The organism is Bacillus sp. FDAARGOS_527 (assembly GCF_003812125.1).
GTDB classification, from domain to species: Bacteria; Bacillota; Bacilli; order Bacillales; family Bacillaceae_G; genus Bacillus_A; species Bacillus_A paranthracis.
Genome location: NZ_CP033795.1, coordinates 3,378,172 through 3,401,931 on the forward strand (window position 1 = coordinate 3,378,172; position 23,760 = coordinate 3,401,931).

General features: G+C 36.3%; 26 protein-coding genes and 1 tRNA gene. 6 read left to right on the forward strand and 21 right to left on the reverse strand.

The annotated features are described in order from the left end of the window. Nucleotides 1–99: 99 nt before the first annotated feature. The 3 genes from EGX95_RS20170 to EGX95_RS20180 all read right to left on the reverse strand — a co-directional run bounded on the left by EGX95_RS20170 (nucleotide 100) and on the right by EGX95_RS20180 (nucleotide 2,400). Nucleotides 100–1,377: an MFS transporter gene (locus tag EGX95_RS20170; RefSeq protein ID WP_000871368.1), complete on the reverse strand. Its 1,278-nt coding sequence runs from the start codon at nucleotides 1,375–1,377 to the stop codon at nucleotides 100–102. 116 nt (nucleotides 1,378–1,493) lie between these two features. Beyond that, nucleotides 1,494–2,105, reverse strand: a complete 612-nt coding sequence (sodA, locus tag EGX95_RS20175) for a superoxide dismutase [Mn] (protein ID WP_001052031.1) — start codon at nucleotides 2,103–2,105, stop codon at nucleotides 1,494–1,496. Nucleotides 2,106–2,326: 221 nt separating this feature from the next. Continuing rightward, a tRNA-Ile gene (locus EGX95_RS20180) sits at nucleotides 2,327–2,400 on the reverse strand. Between the two features lie 242 nt (nucleotides 2,401–2,642). Between EGX95_RS20180 and EGX95_RS20185 the strand changes: the two genes are divergently transcribed. From EGX95_RS20185 to ispG, 3 genes are all read left to right on the forward strand, one after another. Then, complete coding sequence (locus EGX95_RS20185; protein WP_000021909.1) at nucleotides 2,643–3,407, forward strand: DUF1189 domain-containing protein; 765 nt, start codon at nucleotides 2,643–2,645, stop codon at nucleotides 3,405–3,407. A gap of 53 nt (nucleotides 3,408–3,460) precedes the next feature. Continuing rightward, complete coding sequence (locus EGX95_RS20190) at nucleotides 3,461–3,826, forward strand: hypothetical protein (protein WP_000825406.1); 366 nt, start codon at nucleotides 3,461–3,463, stop codon at nucleotides 3,824–3,826. 164 nt (nucleotides 3,827–3,990) lie between these two features. Continuing rightward, nucleotides 3,991–5,094: a flavodoxin-dependent (E)-4-hydroxy-3-methylbut-2-enyl-diphosphate synthase gene (gene ispG / locus EGX95_RS20195; RefSeq protein ID WP_011040674.1), complete on the forward strand. Its 1,104-nt coding sequence runs from the start codon at nucleotides 3,991–3,993 to the stop codon at nucleotides 5,092–5,094. Nucleotides 5,095–5,174: 80 nt separating this feature from the next. Here the strand turns inward: ispG and EGX95_RS20200 are convergent, their stop codons facing one another. The 4 genes from EGX95_RS20200 to EGX95_RS20215 all read right to left on the reverse strand — a co-directional run bounded on the left by EGX95_RS20200 (nucleotide 5,175) and on the right by EGX95_RS20215 (nucleotide 8,264). Beyond that, on the reverse strand, nucleotides 5,175–5,588 hold the full coding sequence (locus tag EGX95_RS20200) for a Fur family transcriptional regulator (RefSeq protein ID WP_001054512.1): 414 nt from the start codon (nucleotides 5,586–5,588) through the stop codon (nucleotides 5,175–5,177). Nucleotides 5,589–5,601: 13 nt separating this feature from the next. Continuing rightward, entirely contained in the window at nucleotides 5,602–6,435 is an 834-nt protein-coding gene (locus EGX95_RS20205) for a metal ABC transporter permease (protein WP_000613824.1), read from the reverse strand. Beyond that, nucleotides 6,435–7,205: a metal ABC transporter ATP-binding protein gene (locus EGX95_RS20210; protein ID WP_001059652.1), complete on the reverse strand. Its 771-nt coding sequence runs from the start codon at nucleotides 7,203–7,205 to the stop codon at nucleotides 6,435–6,437. The genes EGX95_RS20205 and EGX95_RS20210 overlap by 1 nt, the downstream gene beginning before the upstream one ends. Before the next feature lie 180 nt (nucleotides 7,206–7,385). After that, complete coding sequence (locus tag EGX95_RS20215) at nucleotides 7,386–8,264, reverse strand: YitT family protein (RefSeq protein ID WP_000435966.1); 879 nt, start codon at nucleotides 8,262–8,264, stop codon at nucleotides 7,386–7,388. A gap of 150 nt (nucleotides 8,265–8,414) precedes the next feature. Between EGX95_RS20215 and EGX95_RS20220 the strand changes: the two genes are divergently transcribed. Continuing rightward, nucleotides 8,415–8,669: a DUF2624 domain-containing protein gene (locus tag EGX95_RS20220; RefSeq protein WP_001048963.1), complete on the forward strand. Its 255-nt coding sequence runs from the start codon at nucleotides 8,415–8,417 to the stop codon at nucleotides 8,667–8,669. A 26-nt stretch (nucleotides 8,670–8,695) separates the two neighbouring features. Here the strand turns inward: EGX95_RS20220 and EGX95_RS20225 are convergent, their stop codons facing one another. Next, nucleotides 8,696–9,592, reverse strand: a complete 897-nt coding sequence (locus EGX95_RS20225; RefSeq protein ID WP_000912469.1) for a deoxyribonuclease IV — start codon at nucleotides 9,590–9,592, stop codon at nucleotides 8,696–8,698. Between the two features lie 230 nt (nucleotides 9,593–9,822). Beyond that, complete coding sequence (locus tag EGX95_RS20230) at nucleotides 9,823–11,133, reverse strand: DEAD/DEAH box helicase (protein WP_000194028.1); 1,311 nt, start codon at nucleotides 11,131–11,133, stop codon at nucleotides 9,823–9,825. Between the two features lie 180 nt (nucleotides 11,134–11,313). Between EGX95_RS20230 and vrrA the strand changes: the two genes are divergently transcribed. Together vrrA and EGX95_RS20240 are read left to right on the forward strand one after the other, a co-directional pair. Then, on the forward strand, nucleotides 11,314–12,057 hold the full coding sequence (gene vrrA, locus EGX95_RS20235; protein WP_000484138.1) for a VrrA/YqfQ family protein: 744 nt from the start codon (nucleotides 11,314–11,316) through the stop codon (nucleotides 12,055–12,057). A gap of 89 nt (nucleotides 12,058–12,146) precedes the next feature. Beyond that, nucleotides 12,147–13,097: a 4-hydroxy-3-methylbut-2-enyl diphosphate reductase gene (locus tag EGX95_RS20240; protein ID WP_000706669.1), complete on the forward strand. Its 951-nt coding sequence runs from the start codon at nucleotides 12,147–12,149 to the stop codon at nucleotides 13,095–13,097. Between the two features lie 41 nt (nucleotides 13,098–13,138). Here the strand turns inward: EGX95_RS20240 and EGX95_RS20245 are convergent, their stop codons facing one another. The 12 genes from EGX95_RS20245 to EGX95_RS20295 form a co-directional block, all read right to left on the reverse strand. After that, nucleotides 13,139–14,260, reverse strand: a complete 1,122-nt coding sequence (locus EGX95_RS20245; protein ID WP_000036211.1) for a Nif3-like dinuclear metal center hexameric protein — start codon at nucleotides 14,258–14,260, stop codon at nucleotides 13,139–13,141. Further along, nucleotides 14,257–14,964: a tRNA (adenine(22)-N(1))-methyltransferase gene (locus EGX95_RS20250; protein WP_001006548.1), complete on the reverse strand. Its 708-nt coding sequence runs from the start codon at nucleotides 14,962–14,964 to the stop codon at nucleotides 14,257–14,259. The genes EGX95_RS20245 and EGX95_RS20250 overlap by 4 nt, the downstream gene beginning before the upstream one ends. Nucleotides 14,965–15,129: 165 nt before the next feature. Beyond that, nucleotides 15,130–15,486, reverse strand: a complete 357-nt coding sequence (gene cccA / locus EGX95_RS20255) for a cytochrome c550 (RefSeq protein ID WP_000828145.1) — start codon at nucleotides 15,484–15,486, stop codon at nucleotides 15,130–15,132. A gap of 385 nt (nucleotides 15,487–15,871) precedes the next feature. Next, nucleotides 15,872–16,999, reverse strand: coding sequence for an RNA polymerase sigma factor RpoD (gene rpoD, locus EGX95_RS20260; protein WP_000764060.1), 1,128 nt, complete (start codon nucleotides 16,997–16,999; stop codon nucleotides 15,872–15,874). A 59-nt stretch (nucleotides 17,000–17,058) separates the two neighbouring features. Further along, nucleotides 17,059–18,855 carry a DNA primase gene (gene dnaG / locus EGX95_RS20265; RefSeq protein WP_000528216.1) on the reverse strand — a complete coding sequence of 599 codons (1,797 nt, stop codon included), beginning with the start codon at nucleotides 18,853–18,855 and terminating at the stop codon, nucleotides 17,059–17,061. A gap of 672 nt (nucleotides 18,856–19,527) precedes the next feature. Next, nucleotides 19,528–19,671: a hypothetical protein gene (locus EGX95_RS30500; RefSeq protein ID WP_153623457.1), complete on the reverse strand. Its 144-nt coding sequence runs from the start codon at nucleotides 19,669–19,671 to the stop codon at nucleotides 19,528–19,530. 35 nt (nucleotides 19,672–19,706) lie between these two features. Continuing rightward, complete coding sequence (locus EGX95_RS20270) at nucleotides 19,707–20,519, reverse strand: pyruvate, water dikinase regulatory protein (protein WP_000368943.1); 813 nt, start codon at nucleotides 20,517–20,519, stop codon at nucleotides 19,707–19,709. A 29-nt stretch (nucleotides 20,520–20,548) separates the two neighbouring features. Further along, nucleotides 20,549–21,181 carry a transcriptional regulator CcpN gene (locus tag EGX95_RS20275; protein ID WP_000583759.1) on the reverse strand — a complete coding sequence of 211 codons (633 nt, stop codon included), beginning with the start codon at nucleotides 21,179–21,181 and terminating at the stop codon, nucleotides 20,549–20,551. 107 nt (nucleotides 21,182–21,288) lie between these two features. Next, nucleotides 21,289–22,035, reverse strand: a complete 747-nt coding sequence (gene recO / locus EGX95_RS20280) for a DNA repair protein RecO (protein ID WP_000487010.1) — start codon at nucleotides 22,033–22,035, stop codon at nucleotides 21,289–21,291. A gap of 33 nt (nucleotides 22,036–22,068) precedes the next feature. Next, nucleotides 22,069–22,212, reverse strand: a complete 144-nt coding sequence (locus EGX95_RS20285) for a YqzL family protein (RefSeq protein WP_000883924.1) — start codon at nucleotides 22,210–22,212, stop codon at nucleotides 22,069–22,071. 176 nt (nucleotides 22,213–22,388) lie between these two features. Continuing rightward, entirely contained in the window at nucleotides 22,389–23,294 is a 906-nt protein-coding gene (gene era / locus EGX95_RS20290; protein ID WP_001080241.1) for a GTPase Era, read from the reverse strand. After that, the gene (locus tag EGX95_RS20295) at nucleotides 23,287–23,685 is read right to left on the reverse strand and encodes a cytidine deaminase (protein WP_001014347.1); all 399 of its coding nucleotides are present in this window, start codon (nucleotides 23,683–23,685) and stop codon (nucleotides 23,287–23,289) included. The genes era and EGX95_RS20295 overlap by 8 nt, the downstream gene beginning before the upstream one ends. Between the last annotated feature and the right edge of the window lie 75 nt (nucleotides 23,686–23,760).

The following is a 23,760-nucleotide window of genomic DNA, read 5'->3' on the forward strand; positions in this document are numbered from 1 at the left end:
TCTACCAACAGCTATGTAATTTGAAAGGGACACCTTCATACAGGTGTCCTCACTGCTGTCTTACATCTTTTTCTATTCTAGCATAAAACAAACGATAAGTTAACCTTCTGGTTCTGTTTGATTCTGCGTGGTTCCTTGCGCTACGACACTTGTGTTCCCTGCATTTCCTTCATCATATTTGACATTTTTAACTGCAAAATAAATAAGAAAATGTCCAGCACCTAAAATACATAGTAAGACAGGTAAACTCTTTTCAGGCGGAAAGAATAATACAGCACATAAAAAACTTAAAACTGAACAAATTCTCCCGGCATTTAACCATAATTCTCGGACAACAACATACTCTACACGCCACTCTCTCGCATTTTTCGCTCTACCAATTACATCATATGTCATCGATCCATATGGAACGAGTAAAATAGGGTATGCAATCGCAATGCATGCTGCATAAATAAGTAATTTTGTGTATGTAACATTGAATATAACTAAAAATACAACAGCATATAAAATAATGCCTCCAAGTAAAATTGCTTTTTTTCGCCACTCTTTCTTTAACATACGGGCGACTAAATAGTAACATACAAATGATACAGCAGAATTTACTAAGCTATATTTCCCTAATGCAAGCTCACTATCGGTTGCTAAGTACACATATACTGAAATAACAAAAATGAATGTCCCCTCTCTCAATCCTTGGAAAAAATGAGCGCGTGTAATTCTCCCCCAATTTTTATCAATCCGTCTCTCTTTCAAAACTTGTGTAACCTCATAACGACCTTCACATTCTCTCTTAGATACAAAAAAGCTTAAAACGACAGCAATTGCAAATAACAATAACGAGAGAAAGAATATGACCGTATAACCACTCCACTTCTCCATACGTGAAATTGTGTATCCAGCTGCTATCGGTCCAATCATGCCAGAGAAGGATGTAAGAAGCCCAAGAAACCCGTTAAAGAAATCTCTTGTTTCTGGTTCTGTAATCTCAAATGTTAATAAGTTAAACGCGAGCCAGTAAAAACCATATCCGACTCCTAAAAGAGCCCCCATTAATAAAATATAGTGAGAAGCGCTTTTCCCCGCTACTAAAACAACGATAAAAAAAATCGCTAACGTGCCTACGCCTATTCGTAACAAGATCGAGCGATCAATACGCTTCGCTAATTTCCCACCTATAAGAAATGTGAGGGGCTGCAATACAACGCTGGCCAAATTATACAAGCCGAGATTCACATAATTTTGTGTTTGTTTCCATAAATAAATGTTAACAAACGTATTCGATAAAGAAATTGCGAGCGTGTATAAACCTCCAATGAGGAGTAATAACACTAAATCCCGATTCACTTCAACGTCACCAATTATATGTTTCCACTTCATACACAACTCTCCTTTACTTCATGTTCTAGTCTTCCAAAGACAAGCTCAATTATGTAAAAGGAAAGCATAGAAAAAAGCTAGGAGCATTCTCCTAGCTTTTTCTATCGTTATTACAATTATTTTGCTTCTTGGTAACGTTTTTCAGCAGCGTTCCAATCTACAACGTTCCAGAATGCACCGATGTAGTCTGGACGACGGTTTTGATAATTTAAGTAGTAAGCATGTTCCCAAACATCTAAACCGATAACTGGAGTTTTACCTTCAGTTAGAGGAGAATCTTGGTTTGGCGTGCTTGTTACTTCTAACTCACCATTATTTACTACTAACCAAGCCCAACCAGAACCGAAGCGAGTTGCGCCAGCTTTTGCGAATTCTTCTTTGAATGCATCGAAGCTACCGAATTTCGCTTCAATTGCAGTTGCAAGTTCGCCTACTGGTTGTCCGCCGCCGTTTGGAGATAAGATTGTCCAGAAGAATGTGTGGTTAGCATGTCCACCACCATTGTTACGTACTGCTGTACGGATTGCTTCTGGTACTTCGTTTAAGTTTGCAACTAATTCTTCTACGCTTTTGTCAGCTAATTCTGCATGACCTTCTAAAGCAGCGTTTAAGTTTGTGATGTACGTGTTATGGTGCTTTGTATGATGGATGTTCATTGTTTCTTTGTCAAAGTGAGGCTCTAAAGCATCATACGCATAAGGTAAATTTGGTAATTCGTGTTTTGCCATTGTTATATTCCTCCCAGTTTATGTATTGCCACTTAAGTGACATACAACTACATTCTACCCTAATTGCCATAGGGTGCAAACAAATAAATCACATTGTCTTGCTATCATTAAAGTAGCAAAATTCCCACTTCTTTTCAATTAAAATGCTCATATATTTCATAAAAAAAGCTCCCTTCTACAAGGAAGCTTCTTACTGACATAATAAACATGTGAAATGGATATGGACCCTGTAGGACTCGAACCTACGACCGGACGGTTATGAGCCGTCTGCTCTAACCAGCTGAGCTAAGGGTCCACAATTATGTATGTAACAATACATCAAATAAAGGAATTCCTATCGGATATACCCTTTAAGAAATGTAAGATAAATTTACCATATAGAAAAGAAAACTGTCAATTGTATTTTTTTCATTTAAAAGAAGAAAATTAATAAAAAGAAATTTAGTTATCGCTACTATATGTAAATATAATATATCTTGAGATTCCCTAGATTCCTACGTTACAATGATTTTATACATACATAAAGGAAGTGAATCTATGTCCATATTTACCCAATTAGTCAAAAGCGTATATTCGCCTAAAGATATGGCGCTATTCCGTTTTCAAAAAATCGGAAAAACCATTTTGTATATTATGCTACTTTGTCTAATCACTACTATTCCAAGAACATTCTTTTACGGTAGCTTTATCCAAGATAGTGTTACTATGGTAAATCAAGCAATTGAAAAAGATTTACCTGATTTTAAAATCGAAAATGGTGAACTAAAAGCTGATATTGAACAACCTATTCAAAAAGAAGAGGGAGATGCTCTTTTCGTATTTGATCCAAATACAACAGATATCGAAAAGTATCAAAATAAAACTGGTTTATTTATTTTAAAAGATAAAGTAGTTTCTATAGGAAATGGCCAGACGCAAACATACTCCTACAATGATTTATTAGGGACATCTCTTGAGAAAAAAGATTTGCAAGATTTCATTTCTGTATTCGATAGTATTTATCCAATTTTATTAGCTGTTATCGGAGTGTTAGTATATCTATTCCAATTGTTCATTACTTTCTTAGGAATTACTTTACTTGCGTTTATCGGTTCTGCTATGAGTGGTCAACGTAAATTATCTTATAAGCAAGTATGGACGTTAACTGCCTACAGCTACACAATTCCAACCATCTTCTTTATGATTATGGATTTATTCAAAATCGTTGTACCTGGCTCAACATTCATTTATATCGCAGTTGTTTTAATTGTCCTATACTTAACAATTAAAGAAGTTCCAAAACTGAACGAAAAAAATGCCTAAATAGGCATTTTTTTTTTGGACAAGCATATATTCCTAGCAAAGGAGTGAAGAATATGAAGAGATTAGGTATATTCTTATTCGTGCTTGTTCTTGGTTATATATTTTATTACGATATAAAAATCGGCACTTTACCGATGTTAAGTTCATATAAAAAGACAAATGCGGCCGAAACGATAAAACAAGAAAGTACAAATACAAAACAAAAGAAAGAAAACAAAGCGGAAAAAGAAACAGATGTCACTTATAAAACAATTGAAGTCAAAACAGGTGATACGGTTCTTTCCATTACAGAAGCGATTAATAAGAAGAAAATTCCTTCTATCGAAAAAGTAATTGATGATTTTAAACAATTAAATAAAAATACACCTGCTACAAAAATACAACTTGGAAAGTCTTATAAATTCCCGTTATATCAATAAGCAATCACTTAATCCTTGTCAATTACATAAAGGCGCTGATACAATAGTAAAAGTGAAACCGAGCACTTCGGTTTCTATAGCCCTGTATCACGTATACTATCATTGATATAAGGGACTAAATAAGAAACTTCTTTTATAAGGAGAGCGATCTATTCGTGAATGAAATGACTCATCGTACAAAAACACGTCCAGTTAAAGTCGGTAATTTAACAATTGGCGGTAATAATGAATTAATTATACAAAGTATGACAACAACAAAAACACATGATGTTGAAGCAACAGTTGCTGAAATTAAACGTTTAGAAGAAGCTGGCTGCCAAGTCGTGCGTGTTGCTGTTCCAGACGAACGCGCAGCAAATGCTATTGCTGATATTAAAAAACAAATCAACATTCCACTTGTTGCTGATATTCATTTTGATTATCGCCTTGCTTTAAAAGCAATTGAAGGCGGCATTGATAAAGTACGTATCAATCCAGGTAACATTGGTCGTCGCCATAAAGTAGAAGCTGTTGTAAATGCAGCAAAAGAACGTGGTATTCCAATCCGTATCGGTGTAAACGCAGGTTCATTAGAGCGTCACATTTTAGAAAAGTACGGATACCCAACTGCAGATGGTATGGTTGAGAGCGCCCTGCATCACATTAAAATTTTAGAGGACTTAGATTTCCATGATATTATCGTATCTATGAAAGCCTCTGATGTTAACTTGGCAATTGAAGCATACGAAAAAGCTGCACGTGCTTTTGATTATCCACTACATTTAGGTATCACAGAATCTGGAACGTTATTTGCCGGAACTGTAAAAAGTGCCGCTGGGCTTGGAGCAATCTTAAGTAAAGGCATCGGAAATACACTACGTATTTCATTAAGTGCTGACCCAGTTGAAGAAGTAAAAGTTGCGCGTGAACTATTAAAGTCATTCGGCCTTGCATCTAATGCAGCAACACTTATTTCTTGTCCAACTTGCGGTCGTATTGAAATTGATTTAATTAGCATCGCTAACGAAGTGGAAGAGTACATTTCTACACTACAAGTACCAATTAAGGTTGCAGTACTTGGCTGCGCTGTAAATGGTCCTGGTGAAGCTCGTGAAGCTGATATCGGTATTGCCGGCGCGCGCGGAGAAGGACTATTATTCCGCAAAGGGCAAGTCGTTCGTAAAGTACCAGAAGAAATAATGGTAGAAGAACTGAAAAAAGAAATCGACGTAATTGCTGCTGAAATGGCTGCTGAACGAGAAAAAGAAAAAGAAACACAAGAACAATAAAAAGAAGGTTGCCCACAACATTTGTGAGCAACCTTCTTTTCTACGTAAAAAAGCTCGTCAGTTATAGAACTAACGAGCTTTTACTTTGCACATTTTGGACAACGTCCGTATATTTCAAACTTATGACCTGTTACTTCATAACCATTAAAATCTTTATTCATAAAATCCATCGGGCAAGAAGTAATCTCTTTCGTCCCTCCGCAATCTAAACAAATAAAATGATGATGATGTTCCATAATAGAACATGTAAAACGAAAATGTTTTTCACCGTTTAATTCCGTTTGTTCTAAAACACCGATTTCAGCAAACACCGTTAAGTTACGATAAATCGTGTCAAAGCTAAGACCTGGATAATCATCCTTCATATGCTCTAAAACGTCCTTCGCTGTTAAATAACGATTGTGAGCTGCAAATAACCTGAGCATTTCTTCCCTTTTCCCAGTATGTTTGTATCCTTTATCTTTCATTAGGCGTAAAGCTTCTGTTAGATTCATATCTATCCCTACTTTATGCAGTTTTTTTCTTCTTCCATAAAATCGCACCAATTAAAATAAGAACCGCTATCATAACAATTGTACCACCTGGTGCTAAATCAAGTTGATACGAAGCAAACATTCCACCAATTACTGCAATTTCACCAAATAAAATGGAGAACAAAATTGTTTGTTTAAATCCATTCGCAATACGAATACTTGCTGCAACTGGTAATGTCATTAATGATGATACGAGAAGAACCCCTACTACACGCATTGATACTGCAATGACAAGCGCAACCAATATAATGAAAATAAAATGAATCCACTTTGCACTCAAACCGGTTGATACAGCGTATTCTTCATCAAACGATAGTAAAAATAACTCTTTGTATAATAAAGTAATCGTTACGATAACAACAATTGCTACAATGCCGATAATTATTAAATCCGTACTTGTTACAGCACTTACACTACCAAATAAATAACTAAATAAATCTGTGTTAAACCCATTTGCAAGTGAAATAAAAATAACGCCAATCCCCATTCCTGCTGAAAGAATAATTGGAATTGCTAATTCTTGATAATGTTTATATACAGTACGTAGTTTTTCAATAAGTAACGCCCCACCAATAGAAAAAATCATCCCCATATATAACGGATTTAAAAATCCCCCTGTGAAAATTGTTTTTTCTAGTAATAAACTTGCAGCAATACCCGATAATGTCACGTGGCTTAATGCATCCGCAATAAGCGACATGCGGCGAATGACAACAAATACACCGATAAGCGGCGCAACAAGTCCTATTAAAATTCCTGCATATAAAGAGTTACGTAAAAAGTCATATTGTAAAAAATCTTGTATCATTATATCCTCCCGTGATGCTCATGCTCGTGTTCTAAACGATGAACATGGTGTCCATATAAGACGGACATTTCTGCATCTTCTAACTCTCGGAACTTTTCTACATTTCCATGGAAATGTAAATGTTTGTTTAAGCATGCAACATGTGTTACTTTCTCGGTAACAGCTCCCATATCATGCGTAACGAGAATTAATGTGATTCCTAGCCTTTTGTTTAAATCCTCTAATATCTCATAAAAACTTTCTACATTCTTCACATCAATTCCAACAGTGGGCTCGTCCAAAATAAGTAATTCAGGATCACTAACGAGCGCACGAGCAATAAATACGCGCTGTTGTTGTCCACCAGAAAGTTCTCCAATATTACGCCCTTGAAACTCACTCATTCCTACATCAGCAATCGCTTTTTCTACCTTTTTCTTATCGTTTTTCGTAAAAAAGCGAAACAGCCCTTTTTTCGAAACGAGTCCCATTGACACAACTTCAAACACAGTTGCCGGAAAACCAGAATTAAAGCTATTTGCCTTTTGCGACACATAACCAACTTTGTTCCATTCTTTAAACTTCTTACTATCAACACCAAACAAACGAATGCTTCCCTGTTTTGGCTTTAAAACGCCTAATAAACATTTTAGCAAAGTGGATTTCCCTGAACCATTTGGCCCAACTAAACCTAAAAAAGCTCCCTTCGGAACTTGCAAATTTATATCTTCTAACACATTTCGATCTTCATATCGAAATGACAATCCTTCTATTTCTAATATATTGTTCATAGCATCTCACCTATTTTAATTCAGAATGATTCCGATTTATGTCTATTTGAATTATAGTACAGCTTATTATAGTTGTAAACCAATCTGCCTAAAATATATCTACTTTTTCAAGAAACCTTACTATTATAACAAAAAGCAGAGAAAAATTCTCTGCTTTCAAAAGATATTATAATTAATTTTTTAGTGAATAGCCGATTTAAACTTACCACCATTTGTCTCTTGTGTACTCATAATTGTAACAAACGCATTCGCATCAATTTCATACACAATTGATTTTAACTTTGTCACTTCTAGACGTGTTACCACTGCATAAATAACTTCTTTTTCTTTATCCGTGTAACCGCCTTTCGCTACAAGCTTTGTAGTTCCACGACCAAGACGATGCAAAATCGCATTTGATACTTCCTCATATTGATCTGATACAATTAAAACAGCTTTCGTTTCATCTAAACCTTGAATGACTGTATCAATTGTTTTGAATGCAATGTAGTACGTCATAACAGAATACATCGCTTGTTCCACACCAAATACAAATGCTGCCCATGCAAAAATGAATAAGTTCACAAACATTACAAATTCGCCTACGGAGAAAGGTAATTTCTTCGTTAATAAAATACCCATAATTTCTGTTCCGTCCATTGATCCACCATGACGAATAACGAGCCCTACACCAAGACCTAAAATAAGACCACCAAACACTGTAGCTAAAATTGGCTCTGTTGTAAATGGCGGAACAGCATGTAACGTTGATTCAATAAACGCTAAAGCTACAATACCGAACGCCGAAGATAACATGAACGTTTTTCCAATTTGCTTATAACCCGAATACATAAATGGGATATTGAGAATAACGACTAAAGTAGAGAAACTTAACCACCAAATATTAGGAGTAAGATAATCTAATATAAGAGAAATACCAATAATTCCACCATCAATAATTTTATTTGGCATTAAAAATAATTCAATCGCTACCGCTGCGCATGCTGCTCCAAAAATAATCATAACTAAACGATACATAAGATGGATAACACTTTCTTTTCGATGTTGCTTCTGCTCCATAAGTCCTCCCTTATACTCTTTTTCTATAGTTTTGTCCTTATATTATAACATACGCTTCTTTTTCTCATGAAAAAAGAAGCTCTATATGAATATGTACAAGCTACGTACTCATATATTTCGATAGAAGAACGTGTGAAGGAGGATAACTCGATGAACCTCATTAAACAACTTGTAAATAAAAAATTAAATCATATTTCTACAAAGGAATTATTGAAATATAGTAAAGAATATGATGTTCCAATTACGACTGCACAAGCTGATCAAATTGTTGGACTTATGAAAGGAAAGAATATTAACATTTACGATAATGACGAACGACTAGCGCTCTTAAAACAAATAGCTCAAGTAACCTCGCCCGCTACTGCCCAACAAGTAAATACTTTATTTCAACAACTACTAAAATAAGGAGGGGATATTCCCCTCCTTATTGCTTATTGCGCTTTAATTTTCTCAAGAAGCCCTTCATCAAAAGTACCATTTTTCAGCATTTCGATTTCCAATTTATATGGCGGCTTCTTGTCCTTTTTATCTTCACCTACATATGGTGTTTCCAGAATTTTTGGTACGTGCATTAATTGCGGATGATGCACAATATGATGCAATGCTTTATAACCGATATGACCGAAACCGATATTTTCATGACGGTCCTTTCCTGCGCCGCGTACATTTTTACTATCATTAATATGAAGTACTTGTAAACGATCGATACCAACAATCTTATCAAATTCGTTTAATACACCGTCAAAGTCATTTACAATGTCATATCCTGCATCGTGCGTATGACACGTGTCAAAGCATACCGATAGTTTTTCATTATATGTTACACCATCAATAATTTTTGCAATTTCTTCAAAGCTACGGCCGCATTCTGTTCCTTTTCCTGCCATCGTTTCTAACGCAATGTTCACCGTCTGATCTGGCGTTAATACTTCATTCAGCCCTTTAATAATTTGTTGAATACCAGCGTCTGCCCCTGCACCAACGTGCGCACCTGGGTGAAGAACGATTTGTTTTGCCACACCTAATGCTGATGTTCTTTCAATTTCCATACGAAGGAAATCTACACCTAATTGGAATGTTTCTGGCTTTGTCGTATTTCCGACATTAATAATATATGGCGCATGTACGATAATCTCTTCGATACCGTTTTGTTCCATATGTTTTCTTCCTGCTTCTATGTTCAATTCTTCAATTGGTTTTCTTCTTGTATTTTGCGGTGCACCTGTATAAATCATAAACGTTGTTGCACCGTATGAAACAGCCTCTTCACTTGCTGCTAATAACATTTTCTTACCACTCATAGAAACATGAGATCCAATCTTTAACATACAATCACCTCTTCAATATACAATAGATATAATGATAGCATAATTTGTAGAAATATGTAGTGAATTGTTTGTTCACAAAAAACGCACTACATAAATTTATACGACTATTTAAACAGACTATACTCTTCATTTACATTATCTAGATGAAGCGAAACTTTAATCAATATTTTCTATCCATATTGATTACGGCTCTCACAAATAGCTGGATAAAAAAAGATAAGGGAAATCCCTTATCTTTTTTTATTGCTATATTTTCTTTTCACTTTGTCACGTTCTGTTGCAAGTTTACGTTTATAGTTTGGTTTTACTTTTTTCGGTTTTTTAACAACTTTCGTTGCCATAACATCAAGTTCATCATTTGGTTTTTTACGGCTCTTACGACGACGACGTTCACCTAAATCCGTCCACTCATCTCCACGTAAATCTACATGTTTAAACTCGATATGACGTTGTTTTTCTAAACTATCTAACGCTTCTTCGTTTGCTGGATCATAAATCGTCACTGCAATACCTGAATAGCCTGCACGTGCTGTTCTTCCCACTCGGTGAACGAAGAAATCTAAATCTGATGGAAGTTCGTAGTTAATAACATGACTAATTCCTTCAATATCAATACCACGAGCTGCTAAATCAGTTGCAACAATATATTGGAATTCAAGGTCACGAATTTGTTTCATCATTTTTTTACGATCACGAGGTGATAAATCTCCGTGAATTCGTCCAACTTTTAAGCCGCGTTCCGTTAATCCGTCAGCAACTTGATCTGCCATTTTCTTCGTATTCGTGAAAACAACTGCTAAATACGGCTTAAATTGTAGCAACATTCTTTTCACTAAATCGATTTTGTTACGATGTTTAGAAGGCACTAAATAATGCTCGATATTTCCAGCCGCAACTTGTTTTGGATTGATATGAATATGCTCTGGATTCTCCATGTATTTCTTCAGAAACGGTTTTAGTTTTTGAGGAATTGTTGCAGAGAAAACTAACATTTGCAAGTTTTTCGGCATGCGTGCTGCAATCTTATCTACATCATGAATGAATCCCATATCAAGCATTAAGTCTGCTTCATCGACAATAATTGTATTTGCTTTATGAACAAACAGTGCTTGTTCTTCTACTAAGTCTTTAATACGTCCTGGTGTTCCAACTACAATATGAGGTTGTTTTTTCAACTTTTCAATTGATCGTTGTTTATCAGTTCCACCAATTAAACAACGTGCTGTAATCATTTGATCTTCCGCACAGAACTTTGTTAATTTCACGATTTCTTCGTAAATTTGTTGTGCTAACTCACGAGTAGGCGCTGTAATAACAAGTTGTACTTCTTCACGACCTGGGTTAATTCTGTTCAATGTAGGAAGTAAGTATGCATGTGTTTTCCCAGAACCTGTTTGGGATTGTCCAATTACACTTACACCTTTTTTCACGACCGGGAAAATTTTCTGTTGAATTCCTGTCGGCTCTGTAAAGCGTAGTTCACGAACTGCATCTATTAAAAATGGTTTAAAATCATACTGTGTAAAAGTTTGTTGTGTCATAAGTTACACCTTCTTTCTAAATTTCTACTGCGCGCACAAATCAGTCAAGTCTACATTATATCGAAATCTACAAGTAAAATCCATCTTTAGTTTAGGTTTTTACTTCAAAAACTAACCTTCTTCCCTCTTATTGCATATTGTATGTGTATATACCTAACTGAAGAAAGGAGGATTTCTCACATGTTTCCAAAATCCCCCATGAGGCAAATGTATCCGAATCCAGGGCAGCAACCTTATACACCATATCCAATTCCACAACTACCACCGATGGCACAAAAAAAGAAAGGATTTCTTGCTAAACTCTTTAAAAAACACGATCCAACCGAAGCTTTCATGCAAATGGTTCCGCCTTATCGACAAATGGAAGGACCGCCAATGATGCACCAGCACCAGCAACCGCCACCTCAATATCGACAGCAATATCAGCAACAATACCAACACCAATACCCGCAACAATATCGACAGCAATATCAACCATACATGCAGCAGCATCCCGAGCAAATGATCCCTCCTCAAATGTATGAATCAAACGACACGCGCGGCGGTGCAGCAAATACAGACACATCAAGTAGCGGCATCGGTAGTTTTTTTTCGAATTTAATTTCGAATCCAACTAATATGATAAATAATATCGAAAAAGTATCACAAGTCGTTCAATCTGTAAGCCCTGTCGTCGAACAGTACGGTCCCATTATGCGTAACCTACCAAGCATTGTTAAAATTCTAACCTCTGGAAAAAGTACGGAAGAAAATCCAACCGAAGATCAAACTGAAGACGTAACAGAAAAGGTTGAGGTAGCAACTCCACATCCTCCATCCAAAAAAAGAAAAAGAAAAAAAATGGTGATTGAGCCAGTCATAGAAAAAGAAGTACGAGAGGAGCCTGTTCAAAAAATAGCAACAAAACCAAAACTATATGTGTAACAATCCTTTGTTTTCTATCCACTCCTCCTTTATAATGTAAAAGACTATGCACAAAAGTATCCCTTGTTTAGAAGGAGAGGATTACTCGTATGAAAATTGTTAAAATTTCCCCTCGTGGTTATTGCTACGGTGTTGTGGACGCGATGGTTATTGCACGTAACGCCGCATTAGATACATCATTACCAAGACCTATTTATATTTTAGGTATGATTGTTCACAACAAACATGTAACAGATGCGTTCGAAGAAGATGGCATCATCACACTAGATGGTCCAAGTCGATTAGACATTTTAGATAAAATCGATTCTGGTACTGTTATTTTCACTGCACACGGTGTTTCTCCAGAAGTTAAACAACGTGCAAAAGAAAAAGGTTTAACAACAATCGATGCCACTTGCCCAGATGTTACAAAAACACATGACCTTATTGAAGCAAAGAAAGCTGAAGGTTACCATGTCATTTATATTGGCAAAAAAAATCATCCAGAACCAGAAGGCGCAGTTGGTATCGCACCTGACATCGTTCATCTTATCGAAAGAGCCGATGATTTAAAAACATTAGAAATTCCAACGGATAAAATTTTAGTTACAAATCAAACAACGATGAGTCAATGGGATGTTCAACATTTAATGGAGGACATTCAGAAGAAATTCCCAACAGCAGAGTTCCATAAGGAAATTTGTTTAGCAACTCAAGTTCGCCAAGAAGCGGTTGCCAAACAAGCTGATGTTGCAGACTTAACAATTGTTGTCGGTGACCCGAAAAGTAATAACTCAAACCGTTTAGCACAAGTATCGCAAGAAATCGCTGGTACGAAAGCATACCGCGTTGCGGACGTAAGTGAAATCAAATTAGAATGGCTACAAGGTGTCGAGAACGTAGCTGTTACAGCAGGCGCTTCTACTCCAACACCAATTACAAAAGAGGTTATCGCTTTCTTAGAGCAATATGACCCAATGAATCCTGCTACATGGGAAAGAGTTCGAAAAGTACCGTTACAAAAAATATTACCTCGTGTAAAAGTGAAAAAAGAACAATAATAAAAACCGTTGCCTATATGAGCAACGGTTTTTTATTTTTCTTATACAAATGTAAATGGATCTGTATGTAACTGTGAAGCATGAATATGTACATTCAGTTTCTTTGCATCTGCTTTTTCTTGTAATTGCTTTTGTACACCTTGCTTCATTACCTTTTCAACGTTATGTCCTGGGTCGACGATATTTAAACCGAGCATCATCGCATCATGGGCAACATGATAATACATGTCACCTGTTACATATACATCCGCACCTTTAAATTTAGCTTGATTGATGTATTTGTTACCATCGCCACCAAGTACAGCTACTTTGCGCACTTTATCATCTAATTTCCCAACAACTCGCGCACCCTTTACATCTAACGATTGCTTTACATGTTCCGCAAACTGTCCAAGTGTCATTTCTTCTTGTAAATACCCTATTTTTCCAAGCCCTAACGTTTCACCTTTGTTATCAAGTGGATACACATCATAGGCTACTTCTTCATATGGATGTGCTGTTACCATTGCTTTAATCACTTTTCGTTGTAGTGAAGCTGGAATAATCGTTTCGATTCGCACTTCTTCTACGCGCTCTAACTGTCCAGTTTCCCCGATATAAGGATTTGTCCCCTCTTGAGGTACAAACGTACCTGTACCCTCGCTATTAAACGTACAGTGACTATAATTGCCGATATGACCAGCACCTGCGTCTCCTAATGCTTTTCGTACTTCTTCTGCATGAGTTTCAGGCACAAACACAACAATTTTTTTCATTTCTTCTGCATATGTCGGTGCCAAAACTTCTGTATTTTGCAATCCTAACGCCTCAGCAAGTAAATCATTTACCCCGCCCTTAGCAACATCCACATTTGTATGCGCGGCATAGATTGCAATATCATTTTTAATACACTTTTCAATAATTTTCCCATATGCCTTATCTGTATGAATCGCTTTTAGCGGGTTAAAAATTAAAGGATGATGCGCAATAATGACATTCGCTCCTAATTGAATTGCTTCATCCACAACTTCTTCCGTTACATCTAACGCAATTAATACGTGCTGCACGGGTTTATTAAGCGCTCCAATCTGCAAGCCAATCTTATCTCCTTCCATCGCCAAATGCTTCGGATACATACTTTCAAATAACGAAATAATTTCATGGCCATTTGGAATTTTACTCATGATAAAACCTCCCCTATCATTTTCATTTTCGCTTCTACTTCCGCACGCTTCGCTTTTGTTTCTTCAGAATCAGCCGCACGTTCTAACTGCTTTAAAATATTTTGGAAGTTTTTTAATTCTCCTTCCCACTTTTCAACGAAAGCTTCACTTTTTTCTTTCATTAAAAATGGTCCCATAAATAATTCAGCCTGTTTATTTTCAGAGTAAGGAACCGTGATATTTCCTCGCTCCCCTACTAAAATCTCGTAAATTTTCCCATCTTCTTTTACGATTTTTTCATGGATAAGCTCCCATCCATTCGCAATAAACCATTCACGAATGTGATGCGCTGCAATATTCGGCTGTAAGATTAAACGTGTTACACCTTCTAATTTTTCTTTACCACTTTCTAAAATATCACGAATTAACGCTCCGCCCATTCCGGCAACCGTAATTACATCTACTTCTCCTGGCTCGATAACAGCTAATCCATTCCCTTTACGCACATCTACTTTATCTTGTAAGCCACTTTCAGCTACAGTTGCCTGCGCAGAGCGAAATGGTCCATCTACAACCTCTCCAGCAACTGCTTTAGTAGCAATATTATTTATAATTGTATAACACGGTAAATACGCATGATCCGATCCAATATCGGCAACTGTAGATCCTACTGGTATTTCACGCACAACTTCTTCTAATCGTTTTGAAAGCTTTACTTCATTCATGTATTTCCATTACTCCTTCTCTTGTCAGTCTGTCTCCATGATAATGAATTTATAGTAGTTGTTGCAAGCCTATAACAACAATTCACTTCTCTATCATTCATCGTATTTTAGAAAATATAGAAAAACAAGCCTTTTGCTTAAGCAAAAGGCTTGTTATACGGAACTTTATTTTTTCTTCGATAACCAATCAGCTACTTTAGCGGCTTGATCAGCTGGAACTATATTCGGTGGCATATTGCCTTTTCCTTTCGAAAGAATTTCTTTAATTTCATCCTTTGAAAGTTTCCCACCAATTTTTTGTAAATTAGGTCCTACCGCCCCTTGTAATTGATCACCGTGGCAGCTCGTACAGCTTTGCTTCACAATATCCTCTGGCTTGGATGCTGTTTGTGCTGGCTTCCCGCCATTTTTTGCATCAGCTAACTCTTTAGATTTATTTAGCCCCTGAAATGAAAATACAAACATAACGATAATACCCAATGCTGCAATAAGAGCGAACGGAATCAGCGGATTACGTTTCATATCTCTTCTCCCCCCTCTATACCCCTAAATAGTTAGATGATTCAGTCATTTCCATTGTACTTGAAAACGCTCTATCAGAAAAGAGTAAACTACTAATCGTTAAAAATATTCCATAAATTCAGTTTATTGTTTTTTATTGTTATATCGCTTATTATTTCGATAATTATTAACGTTTCTCATCATATTTTTCACTTTTCTACATATATTTTTGTATAGAATAAACAAAATTAATCGAAAAATCGAAAAATGAGCATTTGCAAATCAAAAGACAATTCTGTAAAATAAATTACAAGAAATTGTAATCGTTGCTGACAGCTAAAGTTTAACAAAAATTAACAAAATAAAAAAGTTTACTTCACAAAAGTGAAGTAAACTTAAAGGTAGCCTATTCTAAGAAATCCTTAAGACGCTTACTACGGCTTGGATGTCTCAATTTACGAAGTGCTTTTGCTTCAATTTGACGGATACGTTCTCTCGTTACGCCGAATACTTTCCCAACTTCTTCAAGCGTACGAGTTCGTCCATCATCTAAACCAAAACGAAGACGTAGAACATTTTCTTCACGATCTGTTAGTGTATCTAACACATCTTCTAATTGTTCTTTTAGCAATTCATACGCTGCATGGTCCGCAGGCGATGTTGCTTCTTGGTCTTCAATGAAATCACCTAAATGGGAGTCATCTTCTTCACCAATCGGTGTTTCAAGAGAAACTGGCTCCTGTGCAATTTTCAAGATTTCACGTACTTTTTCTGGAGCAAGATCCATTTCTTCACCAATCTCTTCAGGAGATGGTTCACGTCCTAAATCTTGTAATAATTGACGTTGTACACGAATTAACTTATTAATCGTTTCAACCATATGAACTGGGATACGAATTGTTCTTGCTTGGTCTGCAATCGCACGTGTAATTGCTTGGCGAATCCACCAAGTTGCATACGTACTAAATTTGAAACCTTTACGATAATCGAACTTTTCAACCGCTTTAATTAGACCCATATTCCCTTCTTGGATTAAGTCTAAGAAAAGCATACCACGGCCCACGTAGCGCTTTGCAATACTTACTACAAGACGTAAGTTTGCTTCTGCAAGACGACGTTTCGCTTCTTCATCGCCTTCTTCAATACGCGTTGCAAGTCGAATTTCTTCTTCTGCAGATAGTAAATCTACACGACCAATTTCTTTTAAATACATACGAACAGGATCGTTGATTTTAACCCCTGGTGGTACACTTAAATCATTGAGGTCGAATTCTTCTTCCGATTTTGCTATTTGGCGATTATTAGGGCCTTCGTCGTTGTCATTGTCGCCAACTAAGTCAATCCCTTGTTCACCTAAATATTCATAGTATTCATCCATTTGATCGGATTCAATTTCAAATCCATTCATGCGTTCTGCAATCTCTTCATATGTAAGAACGCCACGTTTTTTTCCGAGCTCAGTGAGTTGTTCTTTCACTTGCTCAAGGGTCATTTCAGTTTCAATTTGTTTAGAACGAGCTGGTTTGTCAGCCATCTGTTCCCCTCCTTACGCGAGATACAAACATTCATTATACTAAAAATTTATCAAAAAAGCTATTTTCTCGCTTTTTGATTTTGTAAATATGCTACATAATATTTAGCAGCCTCTACAGGATCTGTTTTTTCCATTTGTTTTATCTTGAAGATGATTTCCATCTTTTCAAGTTTTTCTTGATGACGTCTAAGCGTCTCCAAATGGCCTTGTAACACTTCTTCTGTGTATTCTGGATTAATAAATTCATCCGTCGAAATATCAGTAATAATATTTTTCAACTTTTCATCAGAGAGCCAACTTAAAAATGTTCCGACTGAAGGTTCATTTCCCTTTTCATAATATGCGTATAGTTCATATAAAATCCCTTTATGTTCTTCTGTATGAAAATCTTCTATGTGGGATTCCATACGAACGGCCACTTCTGGACTTTGCAACATATGGTAAATAATTTCTCTTTCTGCCCTTTCAAAACCTGTTAACTTCGGTTTTGTTTGAACAATTTGAGACGGCTTAGAAACCTGCTTTACTTGTTTTTGCTGTACCTTTTGTTCTTTGCGATATTGGTGCAATTGATTCAAAAGTGTTTCCATTGAATACGAAAATTCTTGCGATAATGACTTCAAATATGATTCTGCCTGCATCGCATCCTGTAACAACGATAACTCTTTTAAAACACTTTTCACATACTCTTCTTTGCCCGACTCATCTTGCAAATTTTTCCCTAAACGCAAATAATTTATTTTAAAACCAACAAAACTTATACTTGATTTCACAAGATTTTCAAAAGCAGTTGTCCCATATTGTTGCACATATTCATCAGGATCAAGCTTATCTGGCAAGGATGTAACTTTCACTTGGCAACCAACTTGCAACAATAATTGCCCTGCTTTCATCGTCGCTTCTCGCCCTGCTTTATCACCATCATAGCAAAGAACAACAGTTTCAACGTTACGTCGCAGAAGTTTTGCTTGTTCTTCAGTTAAAGCTGTTCCCATTGTCGCAACAGCTTCTTCCACACCACTTTTTACCGCAGCTAGTACGTCAGCATACCCTTCAAAAAGGACCACTTGCCCACGTTTTCTAATAAACGGCCTCGCTTGGTGGAAGTTATACAACAATTTACTTTTGTGAAAAATTGGTGTTTCTGGGCTATTTAAATATTTCGGAGTGTCATCTCCTAATGCCCTTCCACTAAACGCTATCACTTTACCTTGTAACGTATAGATTGGAAACATAACTCTTCCACGGAAGCGATCATAATGACTACCATCCTTCTCGCTTCTTATGAGAAGACCAGCTTGTTCCATACTTGATAGCGATAAACCTCTTTTTTGTAAGATTTTCGTTGCTGCATCCCAAGCAGGTGACGCATAACCAATTTCAAACTTCTCAATCATCTCTTTTGTAATACCACGTTTTAACAAATACGAAAGTGCTTCATTTCCTTCTTCTGTATTTACTAATAAATGATGATAATACTTTTTCAAAAGTTCATGAGCCTGTTGCATGATGACAGTGTCATCAGATATGTCTTCTTGTTGTCCTTGCCCTGATGTATACTCTGCAACCGCAATTCCATTTCTTTCACCTAGCTTTTGAACAGCTTCGGTAAAAGCCAGTCCTTCCATTTTCATTAGAAAGGAAAATACATTTCCACCTTCTCCACATCCGAAGCAATGAAAAATTTGCTTGTCAGATGAAACAGAGAATGAAGGAGAATTCTCACCATGAAACGGACAAAGGCCGAAATAGTTACGTCCCTGTTTTCTAAGTTGAACGTATTCACCAATCACTTCGACAATATCGGATGATGTCCGAATTTGTTCAACAACTTCTTCAGGAATTCTGTTCCCCATAACTCCATCTCCGTGTCGTATTTTGTATTCGATATAAATTAAAAAATTCCTTTATAATTCGACAATATTTTTTCTAAACTTATTAGAAAATGTTGTCGATCACGTTATCAAGCGATTTTGCAGACCCTTTTCTGCGTAACTTCGCAGATACGTACCTACTATATAAAATTGTATCCATTTGCTCATCTATTACAAATGTACCTCATGGAGACAATACATATGCACTTTTTCATAAGAAGACTAGCAAGCACCATATCCTATGTGATCACGAGATCTGTTTTTTGCATGTTGATACATATAAAGAAATCAACTTTTGCTTATTCAGCATCTACATAGATCCAAATTCCCTCGCTGCTTCCTTAAACGATGAGCATACGATGTGACAAACAAAATTTTGACATGAAATTTCGTTCCAGCTCGCACAATTGTCAGCCTTCACAGTATATGCATCTGCATCAACTCATACCATATTGATGTTTTGCATATTTCTGTATTCTACATCCCTTCTGCGAATCCTTCCATAATGTGCGTTTTCTTGTATAGATTTTGTCGATTTAACGTAATTACATGTCATTTCTTAAATCCTATCCCTAGTTTATTCTGAAAAATTAAAGTCTAAACGTAAAATATAGGTTTTTATCACAATTTTTTATTATAATATATTTTCTTCAACTACGCTACATATCCCTTTATTTTTTCATCTTCTATTTCAGGATAGTGAAATCCTACCTTTAGCATAATAAAAAGACCGAAAAATATAAGCATAACCACTTCGCTATCATCTATTACGAAATCAGCAGGCACTGTGTTTCTCACGAGCGAAAAAAGCACATTCACCTTTGGTAAATGTGCTAAAACATTTTTTGGTTTTGCACTGCATTCACAATAATGTTAGCTGTTTCTTCAATCGCTTTGTTCGATACATCAATTACTTGACAATTTATTTTACTAACTACATTCTCAAAGTGATCAATCTCTTCTTTAATACGATTAATATTGGCATATGTTGCTCCATCACTTAGTCCAAGTGATTTCAATCGCTCTTTTCGAATATGATTTAACTTCTCTGGCGTAATTTTCAAACCGAAGCATTTTTCTTTAGCCACTTGATATAATTCTTCAGGCGGATCTACTTCTGGTACTAGTGGTACGTTGGCAACTTTCAAACGTTTGTTATGAGCTAAATATTGAGAAAGTGGTGTTTTTGATGTGCGTGAAATCCCAATTAACACGATATCTGCTTTTAAAATACCACGTGCATCTCTACCATCATCATACTTCACAGCAAACTCAATCGCTTCAATCTTTTTAAAGTATTCTTCATCTAACCTACGAACAACACCAGGCTCATATCTAGGCACTTGCCCTGTAATTTCTTCAATTTGATCGATTAGAGGGCCAATAATATCATATGCCTCTACACCTTCTTTTGCAGCCTCTGTCACTAAATATTGGCGCATGTCAGGCTTTACTAACGTAAAACAAATAAGTGCTTGATTGCTCTTAGCAATCGAAATCACTTCTTTTAATGTCCCTGTATCTTCTACATACGGCACACGTCTAATATCAGGAGCAAATGGGAATTGCCCCATTGCTGCTCGAACAACCAAATCAGCCGTTTCTCCTACAGAGTCAGATACGACATATACGATTTTATTATCCATTACATTACCTCACTTTAAACAAATTACACTTATTCGTTATTTACTAAGTTTACAAACGCACGTGTAATATTTGTTTTTGTAATTCGTCCAACCACTTCTAAACCTTGTTTCGTATCTTTTACAACTGGCATCGCATCAATCTGTCTTTCTATTAATTCCATCGCAATATCATATAAAGAATCTTCTCTACGACACATCGCAATGTTTGGCATCCTTGTCATGATAATATTAACCGGAAGTGAGGTTAAATCCTGCTTCCCTAAGCTAGCTCGTAATAAATCTTTACGAGATACAACGCCTACTAATAGAGTCGATTGATCTACAACGAATAATGTACCTACATCCTCTAAAAACATAGTACAAATCGCATCGTATACCGATACATTTTTATCAATTACAACCGGTCTAGATTGATAATCTTGTACTTTAATTTTCTTAACAGCTTCAGATAATAACTGCCCCCCAGTTTTACCCGTATAAAAATAACCTACGCGTGGACGTGCTTCTAAATAACCAGCCATCGTTAAAATTGCTAAGTCTGGTCTTAGCGTTGCACGTGTTAATCCCAATTGCGCAGCAATTGACTCCCCTGTAATAGGACCGTGATCTTTTACAATCTGAATGATATGTTCTTGCCGTTTATTCAGCTCTATGATAATCACCACCTTTAATGCACAACGAAAAAAGTTATACTATCTCTTAAATATTATATACTAAATATGCTATTCGAAAAAGAAAGGATGTAAAAAGGACCGTATACGGCCCCAAATTATATTTGAAACTTATCAAGTTGTTCTAAGAAACGTCTTGATTTCAAATAAATCCCGCAATATTCATCATAATATGTATTCAATACTAAACGCATTTGTTTTTTTGTGCTATCCTTCACTGATACATTGCCAAGTCTATGTAAATCGAAGTGGTAGAAAAGACGTAATAATTTATGAACGGCTTCCCCCACTGGTATACGATACTGATCTTGCTCAGCATGACGTGAGCACAGAAAACCGCCCTCCCTAACAGAGAAGGCGACAAAATCTGTTTCTTGATGACAAATCGCACATGTATCAAAGTACGGGCGCATCCCTAATACCGGAAGCATTTTCGTTTGATAAATTAATGATAATACTTCTGGATCAACACCCTCACACATATAATGCAACGTTTGATATAACATTTCAAATAAATATGGATTATGTTTTTTATCTTCTGTTGCTTTATCAGTTAACTCAACAATAAATGATGCATAAGCAGTTAAAAATATATCCTCGCGAATTTCTTTCATAGTTGAAATAATCTCGCCTTGTTGCAAAGTTCCAAGTCCAGATCCCATTTGAATAAGAAAATGACCATGTGTCATAAGTTGCGAAACAGATGCTAACCGGCTTTTCGGTTTTTTCGCTCCTCTTGCCATTGCACTTACCTTACCCAATTCTCTTGAGAATATTGTAACAATCTTGTTCGTTTCTCCGTAATCTGTCGTACGGATAACGATGCCCTCAACTTTTTGAAACATGTTCGTCACCATCCAAGGTTTGAACAAAACGGGTCAAGAAATTGGAGAGTCTAGATGCGCTAGCTCCTCTTCATGTTGATCCATCTCATCGTTTACGTCTTTTTCCATTTCTTTCAAAAGCAAATACGTCTCAATGCTTCCTGTTTTGGAGAAAAACTTCCAGGTAAAATCTAGCATAAGAATCCACCTTTCTCAATAAGCGTAGCCTATAAACCAATTTCCTTTGTTGTTATTAAATTGACCCATTTTGTCCATTTTCATGTGAGAAAAATTTTTCCTAATTTATCAAAACTCGTAAAAACCAATAATCAGCGGATGAACAAAACATCCGCTGATTACAGCTTTACTCTATTTTAATACTCGTCTTCGCGGAAACCAAGGTCACGAAGCTGAGACATTTTATTACGCCAATCTTTTTGCACTTTTACCCATACTTCTAAAAATACTTTAGAACCAAGTAATGCTTCAATATCAAAACGAGCTCGCTTACCGACTTCTTTTAACATCTTCCCTTGTTTTCCGATAATAATCCCTTTTTGCGACGGACGTTCCACAACAATCGTTGCATTAATATAAACTGCCCCGCCCTCGCGTTTTTGAATTGCATCGATAACAACAGCTACAGAATGCGGCACTTCTTCACGTGTTAAATGTAGTACTTTCTCACGAATAAGCTCTGCAATAATAAATCTCTCCGGATGATCCGTTACTTGATTATCTGGGTAGTATTGTGGTCCTTCCGGTAAATACTTTTTAATTGTACCAATTAGGGCCTCTACGTTATTACCGTCTAATGCAGAAATTGGTACGATTTCTGCAAAGTCATGTAATTTGCGATATTGATCAATTAACTCTAATAATTGTTCTGGGTGAACTTGGTCAATTTTATTAATAACTAAAAATACTGGTTGTTTCGTTTCTTTTAACTTCTCGATGATGAATTCTTCACCACGACCAAAGCCTTCAACAGCATTCACCATAAATAGAACGATATCAACTTCTTTTAATGTCGTTTGCGCCATCTTCACCATGAAATCGCCTAGTTTATGTTTCGGTTTATGTATTCCTGGGGTATCAATAAAAATTACTTGTGAATCATTTTCTGTATATACGCCTTGAATTTTATTACGAGTTGTTTGTGGCTTGTCACTCATAATAGCAATTTTTTGACCAATAATACGATTTAAAAATGTAGATTTCCCAACATTCGGTCTGCCAATAATAGAGACAAAACCTGATTTATAACCTTTTCTATTCATGTAAATCCTCCGCTAAAAATGCTCCTGGTAACAATTCCCCGACTGTTGTCTCTTGAACGTCACCATGTAAATTTGATAGGTATACTTTCGTATCCTGTTTACATAATTCTACCATAACTTGTCGACATGCTCCACAAGGAGGTACTGGACGCTTCGTATCCGCCACAATTGCGATAGCTACAAACTCTTTATCTCCTTCAGAAACCGCCTTAAATAAAGCTGTTCTTTCTGCACAGTTACATAAGCCATATGAAGCATTCTCAACATTACATCCACGATATACTTTTCCATCCTGCGTTAATAATGCTGCACCTACTTGAAATTTAGAATATGGTACGTACGCTTGTTTACGCGCTTCGATTGCTTCTTGAATTAATTGTTGACCATTCATATTCCCGCATCCTTCCTGTTCACAGCTGTGAATAGATACACTCTCTTATTAAAGGCCTTTACGGCACCTTCAAAG